Source organism: Halomonas sp. SCS19, assembly GCF_040147015.1.
Classification (GTDB): domain Bacteria; phylum Pseudomonadota; class Gammaproteobacteria; order Pseudomonadales; family Halomonadaceae; genus Halomonas; species Halomonas litopenaei.
This window is the reverse complement of record NZ_JAMSHN010000001.1, coordinates 4,540,317-4,558,147: the sequence shown is the minus strand read 5'-3', so window position 1 is coordinate 4,558,147 and position 17,831 is coordinate 4,540,317. Positions and strand designations below refer to the sequence as shown.

The 17,831-nt window shown below is 60.7% G+C and carries 3 protein-coding genes and 1 pseudogene; 3 read left to right on the top strand and 1 reads right to left on the bottom strand.

All coding sequences use genetic code 11. The features are described 5' to 3' along the window. Positions 1–540: 540 nt before the first annotated feature. A complete protein-coding gene (locus NFH97_RS19745; protein WP_349625412.1) occupies positions 541–14,985 on the top strand; it encodes a cadherin-like domain-containing protein in 14,445 nt (4,814 codons plus the stop codon). A 94-nt stretch (positions 14,986–15,079) separates the two neighbouring features. Here NFH97_RS19745 and NFH97_RS19740 read toward each other — a convergent pair whose 3' ends face one another. Then, entirely contained in the window at positions 15,080–16,171 is a 1,092-nt protein-coding gene (locus NFH97_RS19740; RefSeq protein ID WP_045994963.1) for a bifunctional nicotinamide-nucleotide adenylyltransferase/Nudix hydroxylase, read from the bottom strand. Positions 16,172–16,416: 245 nt separating this feature from the next. Between NFH97_RS19740 and NFH97_RS19735 the strand changes: the two are divergent. Beyond that, a pseudogene (locus NFH97_RS19735) lies at positions 16,417–17,313 on the top strand (YihY/virulence factor BrkB family protein); the annotation flags it as partial. Positions 17,314–17,517: 204 nt separating this feature from the next. Continuing rightward, positions 17,518–17,826 (top strand): acylphosphatase, encoded by a 309-nt coding sequence (gene yccX / locus NFH97_RS19730; RefSeq protein ID WP_315901128.1) that lies wholly within the window; start codon positions 17,518–17,520, stop codon positions 17,824–17,826. Positions 17,827–17,831 lie beyond the last annotated feature (5 nt).

Here is a 17,831-nt window from a genome sequence, read left to right as displayed (position 1 = left end):
GAAGCCCAGAAGGGCGGGCGGGAGCGTGCTGCCGGGGGCTCCGACATCGATGGAGATGGCGTCCTGGATGTCGACGACATCGATGATGATGGGGACGGTATTCTCGATTCAGTGGAAGGTGGGGCACAGAAAATAACCTGCAATGGCGTGACGAGCGGCGGGGCTTCTTCGGCTCCTCTGGATCGCCTGGTAGACGGGAATACCAAAACTTACTTTGTATCGTCCACTGCAGAGCAAATCAGCGATTTTACGTTCAATTTTGATCCACCCATCGATCGTATCTATGGGATCGATCTGTGGAACAATGCGGGAAGTATACTTAATGATTCACAATCGATTGGCTCGATAGGTGAGATAAGGTTTTATAATTCTTCCGGGGACTTGATCTATTCAAGCACTCGATATGCTGCCACTAACTCTATCCCCGAAGGGGCGGCTGGTTGGCCGCTTCATATGGATATACCGAAAGATATTCACGGTGTGGCAAGTATTCAGTTTTTCAATATTAAAGAGCAGGTGGGAGGTGGAGCAGGGATTGCCGTGACAGAAGTCGAATTCTTCGGCAGGATCGACAGTGACGGAGACGGAGCCGCTGATTCTGCTGACCTGGATAGCGACAACGATGGTATCACCGACAACATCGAGGCCCAGTCCACCAAGGGGTATGTGGCGCCCAGCGGCATCGACAAGGACAAGGATGGCCTGGATGACGCCTACGATGCTGCCACCGCCAATACCTCCGCTACGGCCAGCAAGGGCCTGGCGCCGGTCGATACCGATGACGACAGCACCACAGACTACCTCGACAGCGACTCCGACGACGACGGCAAGCAGGACATCGCCGAGCGCGACGCTGGGGCCTGGTCCATCACTAGTGAAACCGATACCGATGGCGACGGTCTGCTCGACATCTTCGAGGGAGCGGATGCCAATGATGGCTTTGACGCCAACGACGAGCTGATCAAGGATGGGAGATTTACCCTTTCCGATAGTGACAACGACGTCAGCGCGGATGGCTCAGACGCGGTGCCGAGCGTAGCTGACTTTGACTATCGTGATAGCGCTCGCCTCGACCCGGATGGTGATGGTATCGATAACAGCGTCGATATCGATGATGATAATGATGGGATTATCGACGATAACGAGTATGACTTTAGTCGACCAAACCTGGTGGAGAATGGCGGATTTTCCGGTGGAGATTCCTCTGGCTGGTATTTCAGCGGCTCAGACCTTGTTGATAACAATACTTCAAAGCCGAGTTGGGTTAATAGTACAGGGAACTCATCGCTGACGGGGGGGCTTTTTGATGAGATCAGCCCTGGTGAAAATGGTGGGAATCATAGCCTGGCAAATGCAGCGGATGGCAGCGAGTCACTTGTCTACAAGTTCGGCAAGGAGTTGGCGGCAGGTGACTATCGATACAGCTTCGATCTCTCAAAAAAGTATTCACGTGGTTCGGATGGCTATAATATATTTATCTGGGATTTTGATGCCGGGAAGCGCGTCAAGACGCTGGCGTATGGTCTTATCGGCGATCTTCCAGGAGGCGGTAGTTTCAAGACGTTTAGCGGTGTGTTTGATCTGAGCAAGGCCGGCAACTATGGCATCGTGATGGTGGTCGATCAGGACGGGGGCGGAGGAAACGGTGACTACGCCATGGATCGGGTGGCGTTTCAATATATTTCAAAGGATACCGATGGTGATGGTATCTGCGATGACAAGGATATCGACAGCGACAACGATGGCATCACCGATAACGTCGAGGCGCAGACGACCCAGGATTATATAAAGCCTTCTGGCACCGATGTCGACAAGGACGGGCTCGATGACGCCTACGACAAGGACACCAGCAATACCTCCGCTACGGCCAGCAAGGGGCTGACGCCGGTCGATACCGATAGCGACAGCACGGCAGACTACCTCGATCGCGACTCCGACAACGATGGCAAGTTGGATATTGCCGAGCGCGATGATGGGGCCTCTTCCATTACGGATGCGACCGACACCGATCATGATGGCCTGCTGGATATCTTCGAGGGAACGAATGCCAACGATGGCTATGACGCAAACGATGAAAATGTCACGGAGAATGGTTTTACGCTGGCTGATTCCGACGACGATCTGCCGGCGGATGGCGACGGAGCACAGCCACTTGTTGTCGATTTTGACTATCGGGAAAATGCTGTCTTGGATCGTGACGGCGATGGTATCATCGATACGGTTGATATCGATCAGGATAACGACGGCATCATTGATGTTACCGAAGGAAAAGATACCTCTGTACAAGAACAAATCGACACGACCGATATTGCCAACGACAAGATACCGGATCTTGACTTTAACGGCACAAAGGTAGAGGTGACCTCAAATACCACCGAGGGTAGCCTCAGCTATGGTCAAGAAGCCGGAGCGGTAAACTTTGACTATTCCGCGGATAATGTTGCAACGGTCAGTCTTGCAACAGATACCTTTGTGGACTTCGTCATCGACAGCAAGAACGTACCTAGTAGCAGACAGTTTGATAGGTATGACCAGCTTACCGTATCGAGCCCCGGTGCCTATATCGTGGTCTACGATCCCAACAATGTCCTGAATGTCGCTCAGGGGGTTTATCTCAACTCGCTCACATTCAGCATGAGAGGATTGGGGAACCTGTACGGACTGTCGTGGTCAGTAAGGGTCGTTGATGTAAAAACGGTGACCCTGAGCATGGGGTGGCATCCTGACTACAATGTGGCTGCCAATGTAGGGTCATGTGTCAGGATTGGTATCGGTGGTGTGGCGAAGGACACCGACCGTGACAATATCGCCGATCACCTGGATATCGACAGTGATAATGATGGCATCACCGACAATGTCGAGGCGCAGACGACCCAGGATTACATAAAGCCTTCAGGCACCGATGTCGACAAGGACGGACTCGATGACGCCTACGACAAGGACACCAGCAATACCTCCGCTACGGCCAGCAAGGGGCTGACGCCGGTCGATACCGATGGCGACAGCACGGCAGACTACCTCGATCGCGACTCCGACAACGATGGCATGCCGGATATTGCCGAGCGCGATGATGGCGCCTGGGCCATCACGGATGCTACCGACACCGATCATGATGGCCTGCTGGATATCTTCGAGGGAACGAATGCCAACGATGGCTATGATGCCAACGATGACAACCTTGTTGACGGCAACTTTGCGCTCTCTGACAGCGACAACGACGTCGCGGCCGACGGCAGCGACGCTTCGCCCCCCGGTTCCGACCTGGATTATCGGGATAGCCAGATTGATACCGATGGTGACGGAATCGCAGATAGCTTGGACATCGATGACGACAATGATGGAATCCTTGATATCAATGAGTGGGGTGAGGGTGTCGCGGGAAATTGGATAGGAACAGACTACTGGGACAATTCTTCCATCAAGGTGGATGGCGGCGAAATCGTCGTGGGTGAAGCCGGGGATGTATTCGACGGTGATGATTCGAGTAGCGATTACATACATATCGATACAGGAGGCAGGAAAGGGGAGCTTGATCCGCCGATAGTGATATCTGTCTCTGTAGTAGATTCCTTGTCGAATTCTGGTTTGACGGTCGATCAGTTTTATATTGCCAATGATCGCGGTATTGTTGGTGATGGGATAAGATCGGCTACTATCAGGGTGTATGGGAAGGATGGGCTGCTGGGCGAGGAAGTTTTAGCGAATATTAGTTGTGATAATACGAGTACGCACGATATTTATAACTTTAGTCATGTGTATCGCGGCGTTCTCCGGTTTGAAGTTGTTATCACGAGTACCTATGAAACTGGTCCCTCAATAAAAGGATATAAGCTTCAGCTAAGGGAGTTGGGGCTTGCCAGTTCCGGCAATCATGCGGCCTACAGGGACAGTGATAAAGACGGCGTCTTTGATCACCTGGATATCGACAGTGACAATGATGGCATCACCGACAATGTCGAGGCGCAGACGACCCAGGATTATATAAAGCCCACTGGCACCGATGTCGACAAGGACGGACTCGATGACGCCTACGACAAGGACACCGGCAATACCACCGCTACGGCCAGCAAGGGGCTGACGCCGGTCGATACCGATGGCGACAGCACGGCAGACTACCTCGACAGTGACTCCGACGACGACGGCAAGCTGGATATCGCCGAGCGCGACGATGGCGCAACGTCGGTCAGTGACAGCACCGATACCGACGGCGACGGGCTCCTCGACATCTTCGAGGGATCGGACGCCAACGATGGCTTTGATGCCAATGATGAGAACCTTGTTGACGGCAACTTTGCCCTCTCTGACAGCGACGATGATATCGCAGCAGACGGCAGCGATGCCTCACCTCCCGGCTTCGACCTGGACTATCGCGACAGCATCGGTCCGCCGACGGCGGTGGAAGACGCCGCGGAAACCGATGAGGACGTGGCGCTGGTGGTTGCCAAGGATAAGGGCTTGTTGACCAACGATACCCTGGCGGGGGCCACCGAAATCGCCTCGGCGGCCATCGACACCGACGGTGACGGCGTGGCCGATACCGCCCTGGTACTGGGGCAGGCCAATACCGTCAAGGACAGTGACGGCAATGTCATCGGCAAGCTGACGCTGGCCAAGGATGGCTCCTACCGGTTCGATCCGGTGGCGAACTTTTTCGGTGCACTGCCGATCATCAGCTACACCCTGAAGGGATCCGGAGGCTACGCCAGTTCGACGCTTACGATTACGGTAACCGCCGTCAATGATGCCCCTGTGGTCACTAACGACAAGGGCGATGCCAAGGAAGACGAGACGCTGAGTGTCGACAAGAGCGAAGGACTTCTGGCCAATGACAGCGATGTGGACGGGGATAGTCTGGCCATCTCCGGTTTCAGCGTGGCCGGAGTCACCGGCAGCTTCACCGCGGGTGAGACCGCCAGCATCCCCGGCAAGGGGACGCTAACGCTCAACGCAGATGGCTCCTATAGCTTTACCCCGGCGCCCAACTACCACGGCAGTGTCCCGGAGATCACCTACACCGTCAGCGACGGCAAGGGCGGGACCTCCAGCGGTTCCCTGACCATTACGGTTGCCTCGGTGGAAGACAGCGTGTCACTTGGCGGCCTCGGGGATGGCAGCGACGGCAGCGATGGCAGCGTCAACGAATCGGCCTTGACCGGGGGCTCTGCCGCCGGCGGCAGTGGTAGTGTGCACACGGGCTCCTTTACCCTGGGGCCTGCCTCGAGCCTCGACAGCCTGACCATCGGCGTCACGATGATAACCCGGGCACAGCTGGAGGCCAGTGGCACCACCGCGATCACCATCACGGGTAGCTACGGTGAGCTGTCGATTAACGGCTATGACAGCGATACCGGGGTCGTGTCCTACCGCTACGTCCTGTCGTCCGTCGCCGATCATGGGTCGGATCCGGTCCTGGACAGCTTTACCATCGGCACCACCGACAGCGATGGCGACGAGACCTACAACGCAGGCACGCTGGCCATCCTGGTGGTCGATGACGTATCGACCGCCAAGGCAGACCAGGGCAGCGTCGACGAGGACGCCAGCGGCGGCAGTTCGCTGACGGGCAATGTCGTTTCCAATGACACCCTGGGGGCCGATGGGGCCGCCGACAGCGGTGCACTCAGCGCGGTCGGCAAGGGCGAGGCTGCGCCTTCGGGGGGTGTGGGCAGCAGCATTGCCGGTGACTACGGTAGCCTGGTGATGGACGCCAGTGGCAAGTACCTCTACACCCTGGACAACGCCAACGCTGCGGTTAACGGCCTGCAGAAGGGGGAAACCCTCACCGAGACCTTTATCTATCAGATCACCGACGCTGACGGCGATACCAGCACGGCGACCCTGACCATCACCATCAAGGGCGCCAACGACGCCCCGACAGCGGAGGATATCACCGCCAAGTGTGCAGAAGACGCCGAGATCACGGGCACCATCGTCGGCGAGGACCCTGACGGTGACTCCTTGAACTTTACCCTTGATGCTCAGCCCGAGGGGGGAACCGTCACCCTCGACGAGGACACCGGCGCCTTCACCTTCGTGCCGGACGCCAACGTCAACGGCGACATCACCTTCAGCGTCACGGTGGATGACGGCCACGGCGGCAAGACCCAGGTGGAGGTGACGGTCAAGATCAGTGCGGTCAATGATGTGCCGGTCGCGTCAGACGACAGCGCCAGCACAGCGGAGGACACACCCTTGATCGTTGGCAAGGACGAGGGCGTGCTGAGCAATGACAGCGATATCGATGGCGATGCCTTGTCGGTGGCAAGCTTCAGCGTCGAGGGGCTGACGGGCACTTTCACGGCAGGGGAAACCGCCACCATTGCCGGGGTGGGGACCCTGACCTTGAACGCCGATGGTTCCTACCGCTTCAATCCCGCGCTCAACTACCATGGCAGCGTACCCAAGGTGACCTATGTGCTCAGCGACGGGCACGTCAGCGACACCGCCACCCTCAGCATCACGGTCGATTCGGTCGACGATAGCGTGTCGGTGGGCGGGCTCGGTGATGGCGGGGACGGAGTCGACGGAGAGGTCAAGGAGTCAGGGTTGGTCGATGCCGACGGCACAGGACTGACCCACGACGGCACCTTTACGCTGGGTCCGGCGGACAGCCTGGCGAGCTTTACCCTGGGTGGTTCAACCATAACGCTTGCCCAGCTCGAGGCCAGTGCCACGACGCCGATCAAGGTGACCGGCAGCCACGGGACCCTGAGGATCAAGGGCTATGATCGCCAGACCGGGACGCTGAGCTATCGCTACACCCTGACCTCCGCCGCCGACCACTCAAGTGGTGCGGTGAAGGACAGCTTTGCCATCGATGTGACCGATGTCGAGGGAGATATCACCAAGGGTATCGGTACCCTGTCGATCCGCATCACCGATGATGCGCCGTCGGCCACCGCCGATACCGGTTCGGTGACCGAGGACGGCGCCGCCTCCACAGGCAACGTTCTGAGCAACGACCGGCAGGGCGCCGATGGCAGCAAGGTGTCAAAGGTGGGTGTTGCCGAATCCATCGATGGGGGAAGCGTCGGCAGCGCCCTTGTGGGCAGCTTCGGCACCCTGACACTCAACGCCGATGGCAGCTATGTCTATGCGCTGGACAACACCAACGCCATGGTCAATGCCCTGCAGCAGGGCGAGACCCTGACCGAAACCTACAGCTACCAGATCATCGACGCCGACGGCGATACCAGCACCGCCACCCTGACCATCACCATCAAGGGGGCCAACGATGCACCGACCGCGTCGGTCGACGCCTTGACCACATCGGAAGATACGCCGGTGGACGGCAGCATCGTGGCCGAGGACGTGGATGGCGATAACCTGTCCTTTGATCTGGTCGCCCAGCCGGAAGGCGGTACCGTCAGCCTGAGTGAGGATGGCAGTTTCACCTTCACTCCCGACGCCAACGTCAATGGTGACATTACCTTCAGCGTAACCGTCTCCGACGGCAACGGAGGCACCGTCACTGTCGAGGTCAGCGTCACGGTGACGCCGGTCAATGACGCCCCGACGGTGGTGGATGACAAGGCCGAGACCAACGAAGACACGACACTCGAGGTCGCCAAGGACAAGGGCGTACTGGCCAACGATACTGATGTGGAAGGCGATAGCCTGAGCGTCAGCGGCTTCAGTGTCGAGGGCATGACGGGCAGCTTCAAGGCGGGCGAAACCGCCACCATTGCCGGGGTGGGGACCCTGACCCTGAACGCCGACGGCTCCTATACCTTCGTGCCGGCGACCAACTATAACGGCAGCGTGCCGAAGGTCACCTACAGCGTCAGTGATGGAAACGGCGGGACCACCAGTGGCGTACTGGTCATCAAGGTAAAGCCGGTGGATGATGAGGTCAGCCTGGGCGGGCTTGGCGATGGCAACGATGGCAGTGACGGCAACGCCATGACCGACGGCTCTGTCAAGGAGTCGGGCCTGACCGGTGGCTCGGATGTGGCGGGCGGCGGGATATCCCACAGCGGCAGCTTCACGCTGGGGCCCGCCGATAGTCTGGCAAGCCTGTCCATCGGCACTACATCGATTACTCGGGCGCAGCTGGAGGCCAGCGCCACCACCCCGATCAAGATCAACGGCACCCATGGTCTGCTGACCATTACCGGCTACGACCAGAAGACCGGTATCGTCAGCTACACCTTCACGCTGACCACCAATGCCAGCCATGGCGATGGTGCGGTCCACGAAAGCTTCGTCATTGGGGTGACCGACGTCGAAGGAGATGTCACCGCCAATGCGGGCACTCTGACCATCGCCGTCATCGACGATGCACCGGTGGCCAAGGCCGATACCGGTCAGGCCGTGGAGGACGGTGGCAACATCAGCGGCTCGGTCATCGGCAACGACCTGGCAGGAGCCGATGGTGCCCCCAGCAAGGGGCTGGTCAACGCGGTGGGCAGCGGCAAGGAATCGCCGAGCGGCGGTGTCGGCAGCAGCGTCGCCGGTAGTTACGGTAGCCTTATCCTCGATGCCAACGGCAACTACCTCTACAAGCTCGACAGCGGGAACTCCGAGGTCAACGAGCTGGCGGTGGGGGCGCACCTGACCGAGGTCTTTACCTATCAGATCATCGATGCCGATGGTGATACCAGTACAGCGACCCTGACCATCACCATCATGGGCGCGAACGATGCCCCTGTGGCCAGCGTGGATGCGATATCCACGCCTGAAGACACGCCGGTCGACGGCCAGATCACGGCCAGCGACGTGGATGGGGATTCGCTGTCCTTCGATCTGGTGGCCCAGCCGGACGGGGGCACGGTCACGCTCAATGAAAACGGCAGCTTCACCTTTACCCCCGACGCCAACGTCAACGGTGACGTCAGCTTCAGCGTTACGGTAGACGACGGTCACGGCGGTACCACCACGGTGGAAGTTACGGTGACGGTGACGCCGGTCAACGATACTCCTGTGGCCACCCCGGACACCAACAGCACGAGTGAAGACACCCCCCTTGTGGTGAACAAGGACAGTGGGGTACTGGCCAACGACAGCGATGTGGATGGTGACAGTCTCAGCGTCAGCGGCTTTACCATCGAGGGCGTGACGGGAACCTTCGAGCCGGGCGAGACGGTCGCCATCGAGGGCGTCGGCAAATTCACCTTGAACGCCGATGGGGCCTACCGCTTCGAGCCGGCGCTGAACTACCACGGTGACGTGCCCAAGATCAGCTACAGCGTCAGCGATGGTGCCGGCGGAACTACCACCGGAACGCTCCAGCTCACCGTCGAGGCGATCGACGACAAGGTCACCGTCGGTGGCCTGGGCGATGGTAGTGGTGACGGTGATGGTGCCAACGATGGACAGGTCAGCGAGTCCGGCCTGGCGGGGGGGACCGGTACCCTCGGTAGTGGCGTCTCCCATACCGGCAGCTTCACCCTGGGACCGGCGGACAGCCTCGCCAGTATCAGCCTTGGCGGAACCACCTTGACGCTTGACCAGCTGGTCAACAGTGCCGGTACGCCGATCAGGATCCAGGGTGGCCACGGCGAGCTTTTGATCAATGGCTACGACAGGGCCAGTGGCACGGTCAGCTATATCTATACCCTCAAGGCACACGCCGACCATAGCCAGGGGCCTGTCAGTGACGATTTTGCGATCGCCGTCACCGACGTCGACGGTGACGTCACTGCGGATGCCGGTACCCTGTCGATTGCCATACTCGATGATGCACCGAAGGCCGTGAACGACGTCGACGACACGATCAACAAGCCGAATCAACCCAGCAGTATCGCCGATGGAAACGTCTTGACCGGCGACGGAGGCGACGATCCCGATGCCATGGACGGTGACGCCGATTTCTTGGGCGGTGACGGTGGCACGGTCACTGCAGTGGGGGCAGGATCAGACGGGCCGTCGGCGTCCCATATCGGACAGGGGCTTCAGGGTGAATACGGCACTCTTGTCTTGAACGCCGACGGCAGCTACCGCTATGTACCCGATTTCGACTCGGACACGGTCAAGTGGCTGGCTGCCGGGCGACACGTTTCAGACACCTTTACCTACCAGATCACCGATCCTGACGGAGATACGGCCACCGCCACCCTGACCATCCGCATCTACGGCACGACGGCGGTGGTTGGCACGGAAGGGGGCGAGGTAGACGAAGCTCAACTCAACACGGATGGCGCCACCGGCACAGACCCTGGAGACTCGGCTGAGGTGATCTACGAGGGATCATTCTCGGTGGTGGACCGGGTGACGCAGCAGCTCAAAACCCTGACCATCGGCGACACGAGTTTCACCCCGAGCGAGTTGGCGGCGTTGTCCGCCGACAATCCGTCGGTACGCATCGAGACCGATCACGGCTATTTCGAGATTATCGGCTACCAGCAAGGCGACGGCACCGACGTGCGGGAAAACACCGTGCTCTATCGGTTCGTGCTGACAGAAGCGGCTGAGCATGGTGGAGAGCGAGTGTTCGATAGCGTCGACGTGGTCATGACAGACCAACTTGAAAATTCGACCCGGGATTGCCCCAAGGCCTTGATGATCGAGATTCTCGATGACGCGCCGATCGCCGCCAAGGACAAGGTCAGCGTCGCCGAGGACGGCGATGCCGGCACCGGTAGTGTATTGACCAATGACCGCGAGGGTGCCGATGGAGACGTCACGGTGACGGCGACGGGCCCGGGCTCCAGCGTCAGCTCAGACGGTGTCGGTAGCGAGGTTGTCGGCAAATACGGCAGTCTGACCCTGGCCGCCGACGGCAGCTATACCTACACCCTGGACAACACCAATACGGAGGTCGATAGCCTCAAATCGGGTGGTTCGCTGACCGAGATATTCAGCTATCAGATCACCGACGCCGACGGCAGCACGTCCACCGTGACTCTGACCATCACCATCGAGGGGGCCAACGACGCGCCGACGGCCAGCGTCGATGCATTGACGACCCAGGAGGATACCCCGGTCAGCGGTACCATCGAGGCCAGTGACGTTGAAGGAGATGACCTCAGCTTCGATCTGGTCGCGCAGCCAGACGGGGGCAAGGTCACGCTCAACGACGATGGCACTTTCACCTTCACCCCCGACGACAACGTCAATGGCGATATCACCTTCAAGGTCACGGTTTCCGATGGCAATGGCGGTACCACCACTGTCGAGGTCACGGTCAAGGTGGAAGCGGTCAATGATGCGCCGAAGGTGACCGGCGAGACCGCCAGTACCCCCGAGGACACGCCGCTTGACTCCTCGACCGACGACAGTCTGCCTGGTCTGCTCGACAACGACAGTGACATCGAGACCGATCACGACAGCCTGGTGGTCGTGGACGTTCGCGTCGACGGCATGAGCGAGAGCATCGATGTCGGTGAGACCGTCACCATCGATGGTGTCGGCAAGCTGACGGTGGAGGCCGATGGTGCCTGGCGATTCGAACCGGCACTCAACTACCACGGCAAGGTGCCAACGATCACCTACACCGTCAGCGATGGCGAGGGTGGGACCAGCACCGCCACCCTGGACATCACGGTCACGCCGGTGGATGACCAGGTCAACCTGGGCGGCCTGGGCGACGGTAACGATGGCAGCGACGGCAACCACGTCAGTGACGGCTCCGTAAGCGAGGCCGGCCTGGCCGGGGGCAGCGATGAAGGTAACGGGCTGAGCCATAGTGGCAGCTTTACCCTGGGGCCGGCGGACAGCCTGGCGAGCTTTACCCTGGGCAGTCGCAGCATCAGTCTTGCCGAGCTCGAGGCCAGCGCGTCGTCACCCATCGCGATCGAGGGCCGCTACGGCACCTTGACCATCGAAGGCTACGATCGCGCCACCGGTACGGTCAGCTACCGCTATCTGCTGACCTCAAACGCGGATCACTCCAAGGGACCAGTCAGCGACGACTTCATGATCAGCGTGACCGACGTCGAGGGTGAGGTCACCGCCGACGCCGGGACGCTGGTGATCGACATCGACGATGATAGTCCGAGTGCGACCGATGACAGCGGCGTAGTCGACGAGGACGGCGCTGCCGGCGCCGGCAGCGTCTGGGCCAATGATCGCCCGGGTGCCGATGGCGAAGCCGCCAATGGGGCGGTGGTCGGGGTAGGTGTGGAAGGCGGGAGTCTCGATGGGGCCACCGGCGTCCCGCTGGAAGGGAGGTACGGCAGCCTGATCCTCAACGCCGATGGCAGCTATAGCTATACGTTGGACAACACCAATGGCGAGGTGGACGAGCTCCAGGTCGGTGACACGAAAACCGACACGTTCAGCTATCAGATCCGCGACGCCGACGGCGATCTCGCCACCGCCACCTTGACGATCACCATTCGTGGCGCCAACGACGCGCCGGAGGCTTCTGCGGAAAAGGTGACCGCCAGCGAGGATACTCCGGTGGATGGCAAGATCATCGCCACCGACGTCGATGACGATGAGCTCACCTTCAGTCTGGATGCGCAGCCTGAGGGTGGCACCGTTACCCTCGATGAGAAAGGTAACTTCACCTTTACCCCGGATGCCAACTTCAACGGCGACACCAGCTTCACTGTCACCGTGACCGACCCTTCCGGTGCCACCGTCACGGTGGAGGTCGATGTCTCGGTGACCCCGGTCAATGACGCGCCGACCGCCAAGAACGACCAGGCCACGATCGCCGAGGACACGCCTCTGACGGTCGCCGCCGAAGACGGCCTGCTGGCCAACGATAGCGATATCGAGGGCGATAGCCTTAGTGTTACGGGCTTCAGTGTCGATGGTATCGAGGGAACCTTCCTGGCAGGGCAGACCGCCGTCATCGAAGGCGTCGGCGAGCTGACCATCAGCGCCAATGGCAGCTACCGTTTCGTGCCGGCGCTGAACTACAACGGCGAGGTGCCACTGGTCACCTACACCGTCAGTGACGATGGGGGCGCGACCTCCGACGCGAACCTGAGCATTTCGGTCACGGCGGTGGACGACAAGGTGACTGTCGGTGGGCTGGGGGATGGAGGCGGTGAGCCAGGAGGGGGCGATTCAGCAGGCGACGCCACCACCGATGGGTCGGTTTACGAGGCCGGTCTGACAGGAGGCAGCCACGAGGGCTTGGGCCTGAGCCACAGTGGCACCTTTACTCTCGGACCAGCCGACAGTCTGTCCAGCCTGACCCTGGGGGGAAGCACCATCAGCCTGGACCAGCTCAAGGACTGTGGTAGCCATCCCATCGAGGTGACCGGCGATCACGGCACCCTGGTGCTGCGCTACTACGACCCCGCCACCGGAGAGGTGAGCTATACCTACCATCTGGCCTCGAGGGCCGATCACTCCGGCGGCGCGGTCAACGACAGCTTCGCCATCGGCGTCACCGACGTGGAGGGCGAGACCACCGACAACATTGGCACCCTGGCCATCGCCATCATCGACGATGGTCCTGGCACCGGCAATGACCGCGGTGAGGTGAGCGAGGAAGGCTCAGAGCCGGGAAGCGACTGCAGCGGTAATGTCCTCCTCAATGACCACTATGGTGTCGATGGCGTTGCGGTGGATGGCGGGGTCACTGCGGTGGGGTCAGGTCAGTCATCGCCCGAGGGCGGCGTTGGCGAGCCGGTGGAGGGCCGTTACGGTAGCCTGGTGCTGAACGCGGACGGCAGCTATTCCTATACGCTGGACAACAGCAACCCCGTGGTGGACGCGCTCAAACCGGGGCAGACGCTCACTGAGACCTTCAGCTACACCATCACCGACAGCGATGGCAGTGTTTCCACCGCGACGCTGACGATCAGCGTTCTCGGCGCCAACGACGCCCCTGTCGCCAGCGTGGATCCCATCGTCACCACCGAGGATACCCCGGTCGAGGGGCGCGTCGTCGCCACCGACGTGGATAATGACGACCTGACCTTCCGTCTCGACCATCAACCGGACGGCGGCAGCGTCACGCTCAATGAGGATGGCACCTTCACCTTTGTCCCCGACCCCGACGTCAGTGGCGATATCAGCTTCAGCGTGACCGTGACCGACGCCAGCGGTGCCACCACTACCGTGGTAGTCACCGTCTCGGTTGAGCCGGTCAATGACGTCCCTGTGGCCAGTGCCGATCTTATCGTCACCGGTAGCGGTGAAGCCGCCGCTGGTCAGGTGGTGGCATCGGACGTTGAGGGGGATGAACTCACCTTCGCGCTGGATGACGGTCCTCGACACGGTCACCTTACCCTGAACCCGGATGGATCCTTCATCTATGTGCCGGAAGCAGGCTTCTCCGGCAGCGACAGCTTTGTCGTCGCGGTGTCGGACGGGCAGGGCGGTGTAACCTACGTGACCGTCTCGGTGACGGTGGAGCCTCTCAATAGCTTGTATATCGGTGACCGTGCGCCCGAAGTCCCGTCGCAGGATGTCGAGTCGGATGCTGAAGGGCCCTTGATGCATGCCGATGGCATGGTCGATGAGGTGGTCAATCAGTACGGAGGCCTTGGTGGCCTTGCCGACCTGTCTGCGGATGGGGCAGTAAGAGCGGCGGTACACGGCATCTCGGCGCTGACCGACGCTGAAATGGAGGTGGTAAACAAGGATCAGCCGAGAGAATCCAGCGCCTGGAACTCCTCGATGCTGCAGGAAGCCAGGTCGCTGGCTCATCCCGGTGAGGTGCGAGCGACGTCGTGGGCAAGCAGCGATGGCCGAGCGACGCTGGAGGCTCTGGTCGAGAACGAGCGGGCGTGGCTCAAGCTGCCGGAAGGGCAACGCGACATCAAGGTGTCATTACCCGGGGGACGAGCCTTGCCGGACTGGATTCAGCGTCCCTCGATCGGTCAGTTGCTGATCGAACGCTCGGCGGCGCTGGAAAAGGTGACGCTGGATATCGATAGCCGAGGCAGTGAAGGGGAAGCACATCACTATCGCCTGGTGCTGGACCTGGACAAGGTGCGGCTGGAGGTGAGTGAAGGTGAGCCATCGTTCCCTGTGGCCGCGCCAGGCTTCAGCGAGCAGCTCAGTCGGGCCCATCACCGGTCGAATGACCTGGACCCGAATCTGCTTGAGGCATTGTCGCTGCTGACCGAGCACGATTGACGGTTAGCCAGGCCGTCACAAGCAGGAAACTTGGCGGACAGGGGGCCTCCCTTGTCCGCCATGTCGTTACCGCCGTTGGATCTTGCCGCGTGCCTCAGGAGCGTCGATCGGCAGGCAGCCCGAGAAAGTTCTGGATGATGAAGAAGTGATCCTCGAACAGGCTTTCCGGCTCGAGTTCCGCCAGGGGCACCCAGCGCGCATGGTCGCCCCCCTTGACGGGCTTCAGCCTCGGCAGGTTCTGATCCGGTCTCAGGGCAAAGTAGAAGGCTTCTGCCAGGGTTCGTCCACGCCAGCTTCGGTGCGGCTCGTCGAATAGCCGTTGACCGCGTAGCGATCCCTTGAGCACCGGCTCCGGCACCTTCAGCCGAATGCGTTCGCGCAGCTCTCGCAGACAGGCGTCCATCAGTCGTTCCTGGGCGCTGATAAAGCCCCCGGGCAGGGCATAGAGTCCCTTGCCGGGTGCCGAGGTGCGCCGCACCAGCAGCACATGGCCCGACTGCACCACGACTGCACAGACGGTGACGAAGATCGGCGGGTAGGGCGCCTGGGCCCAGGCCGAACGGTACTGGTCGAGCAATTGCTGTTCTTCACCGAGCTGGCGGTAGGGCTTGCCGCTCATGAAGCGCCGGATATGCTCCACCACTCCCGGTGGAAGATCGTGGCTTGCGTTGGTGGAGAGATACTCTACCGCCGAGCCCTCGGAGCGAAATAGCCGTTCTCGAATTTGGCTGGCGGAGATCGCTTCGACCAGCGGTACGCTCACCGACTCCCACTGGGGGAACAGTGACAGGTAGTAGCTCGACTGACCGCGGCTGGCGCCGATCAGCCCGATACGTGGTAACCGTGCGCTCTCGGGATGGGCTAGATCGCGCACCTTGCGCTGGACGTCGTGCACCCAGACATCGTCGTTGTACAGCGCATCCAGCAGCGGCACGATCTCGAGGCGAGCGTTGTCGTCTTCGTCGAAGGCGCTGCGCAGCATCTGGCGGCGTTCGTCGAAACGCCAGGGGTTGCGCAGTGAGCGCGCCTGCCACGCGGAGCCTACCAGCACGATGACCTGTCTGGCCTGCTTGAGGGCCGCCCGAATCACCGCCAGATGGCCGAGGTGCGGGGGCTGAAAGCGTCCGATGAACACCAGGCAGTCGAACTCGGTCTGCGGCGGAGAGGTGGCCAGATCGGTGGGCATGGAGGGCTCCTGGAAAACGTCGCCGCCATTATGGTGGCGCTGACTGGCAGGCGCAAACAGACAGGCTCCAGGGATAGGTGAATGAGGCTAGATGAGTGAGGCTAGATGAAGGAGGCTTGATAAACCCGTCACGACGATCCGGTCGTGATGAACTGGCAGCGCTTGGGCGTCGCGTTGGCGCATGTTCCTGCGTATACCGTCGGTGTTAGGTATGCTGAGGGCAACGATAATGACGAGGGAACGCCATGATCATTCAGTTTTTCGCCTTCTGGTGGGGGGTGCTGCGTCGCTCGGTGGCGTTGTGGCTTGAGCGCAACGCCTTCAGCTACGCCGGCTCGCTGGCGTTCTATACCTTATTTTCGCTGGCGCCGACGGTGATCATCGCGGTAACGGTGATCGGTGTGGTGCTGGGCGAGGAGGCGGCACAGGGGCAAATCTTCGCCCAGTTGCAGGGCACCATGGGCCCCGAAGCGGCGACCGCCATCGAGCATGCCGTCGCCCAGTCGCGGATCCAGGAGTCCGGGCTGTTGCCGACGCTGCTGGGTTTTGCCGCCCTGGCGGTTGGTGCCACTACGGTGTTCGGCCAGATGCAGTTTTCGCTGAACACCATCTGGGGCGTCGCGGCACGCCCCAGCAGCAACAGTCTGTGGATCTTCGTCAAGAATCGCATGCTGTCACTGACGATCGTGCTGGCGATCGGCTTTATCCTGCTGGTGTCAGTGGGGCTCGGGGTGTTCGTCAGGGCGGCACTGAAAGCCGCCGATGATGTGCTGCCCTACGTCAGCCTGCTGACACGAGGGGTGGAGCTGCTGGTGTCGATCGGCGTGATCGCCGCGCTCTTTGCCACCATCTTCAAGGTGTTGCCCGACGTGGTGCTGCGCTGGCGCGACGTCATCGTCGGTGCGGTTGTCACGGCCTTGCTGTTCTCGATAGGGCGTACCGGTATCGCGCTCTATCTGGCCTACAACGCGACTGCCTCGACCTACGGTGCGGCGGGGTCGGTGGTGGTGGTGTTGCTGTGGGTCTACTACTCCTCGCTGATCCTGCTGTTTGGCGCCGCCTTTACCAAGGTCCATCTACTCGCCCGGCACAAGCCCATCATCCCGCGCAACAGCGCCGTGCTGGTCAAGCAGGAACTGCTCGATCAGCAGAGCGTGCGTGCCCAGTTGAGCGCCGAAGAAGAACGGGAATTCGAGCAGGAGGCTCGCGAGCGTCAGCATGAGGCGGAGCTGGAGGCAGGGGGAGCGGAGACTGCTGGCACGGTGGAGAGTCGTCAGGCCAACGAAGATGACGAGGTCAGCGTCGATGATACCGTTCAAGATGCCGATGTCGCCAGAGAGGAACCAATGGACGAGCAGCAGGAGGCAGCCACGATGTCCGATGACACCCTATGCCTGGAGGCCCTGGTGGAAGGGCGAGTACAGGGCGTGAGCTATCGCTTTGCCACCAGGCAGCAAGCCGAGACAGAGGGGCTTGCGGGGTATGCGCGCAACCTGCCGGACGGCAGTGTCGAGGTGTTGCTGTGTGGACCTCGTGACGCGGTGGAACGGGTCGCCGACTGGCTTGAATATGGGCCCGAGCAGGCCGAAGTGACCCAGGTCACGACCCGTGAGGTAACGCTGGATAAGCCGCCGAGGGATTTTACCACCGGCTAGGGCCT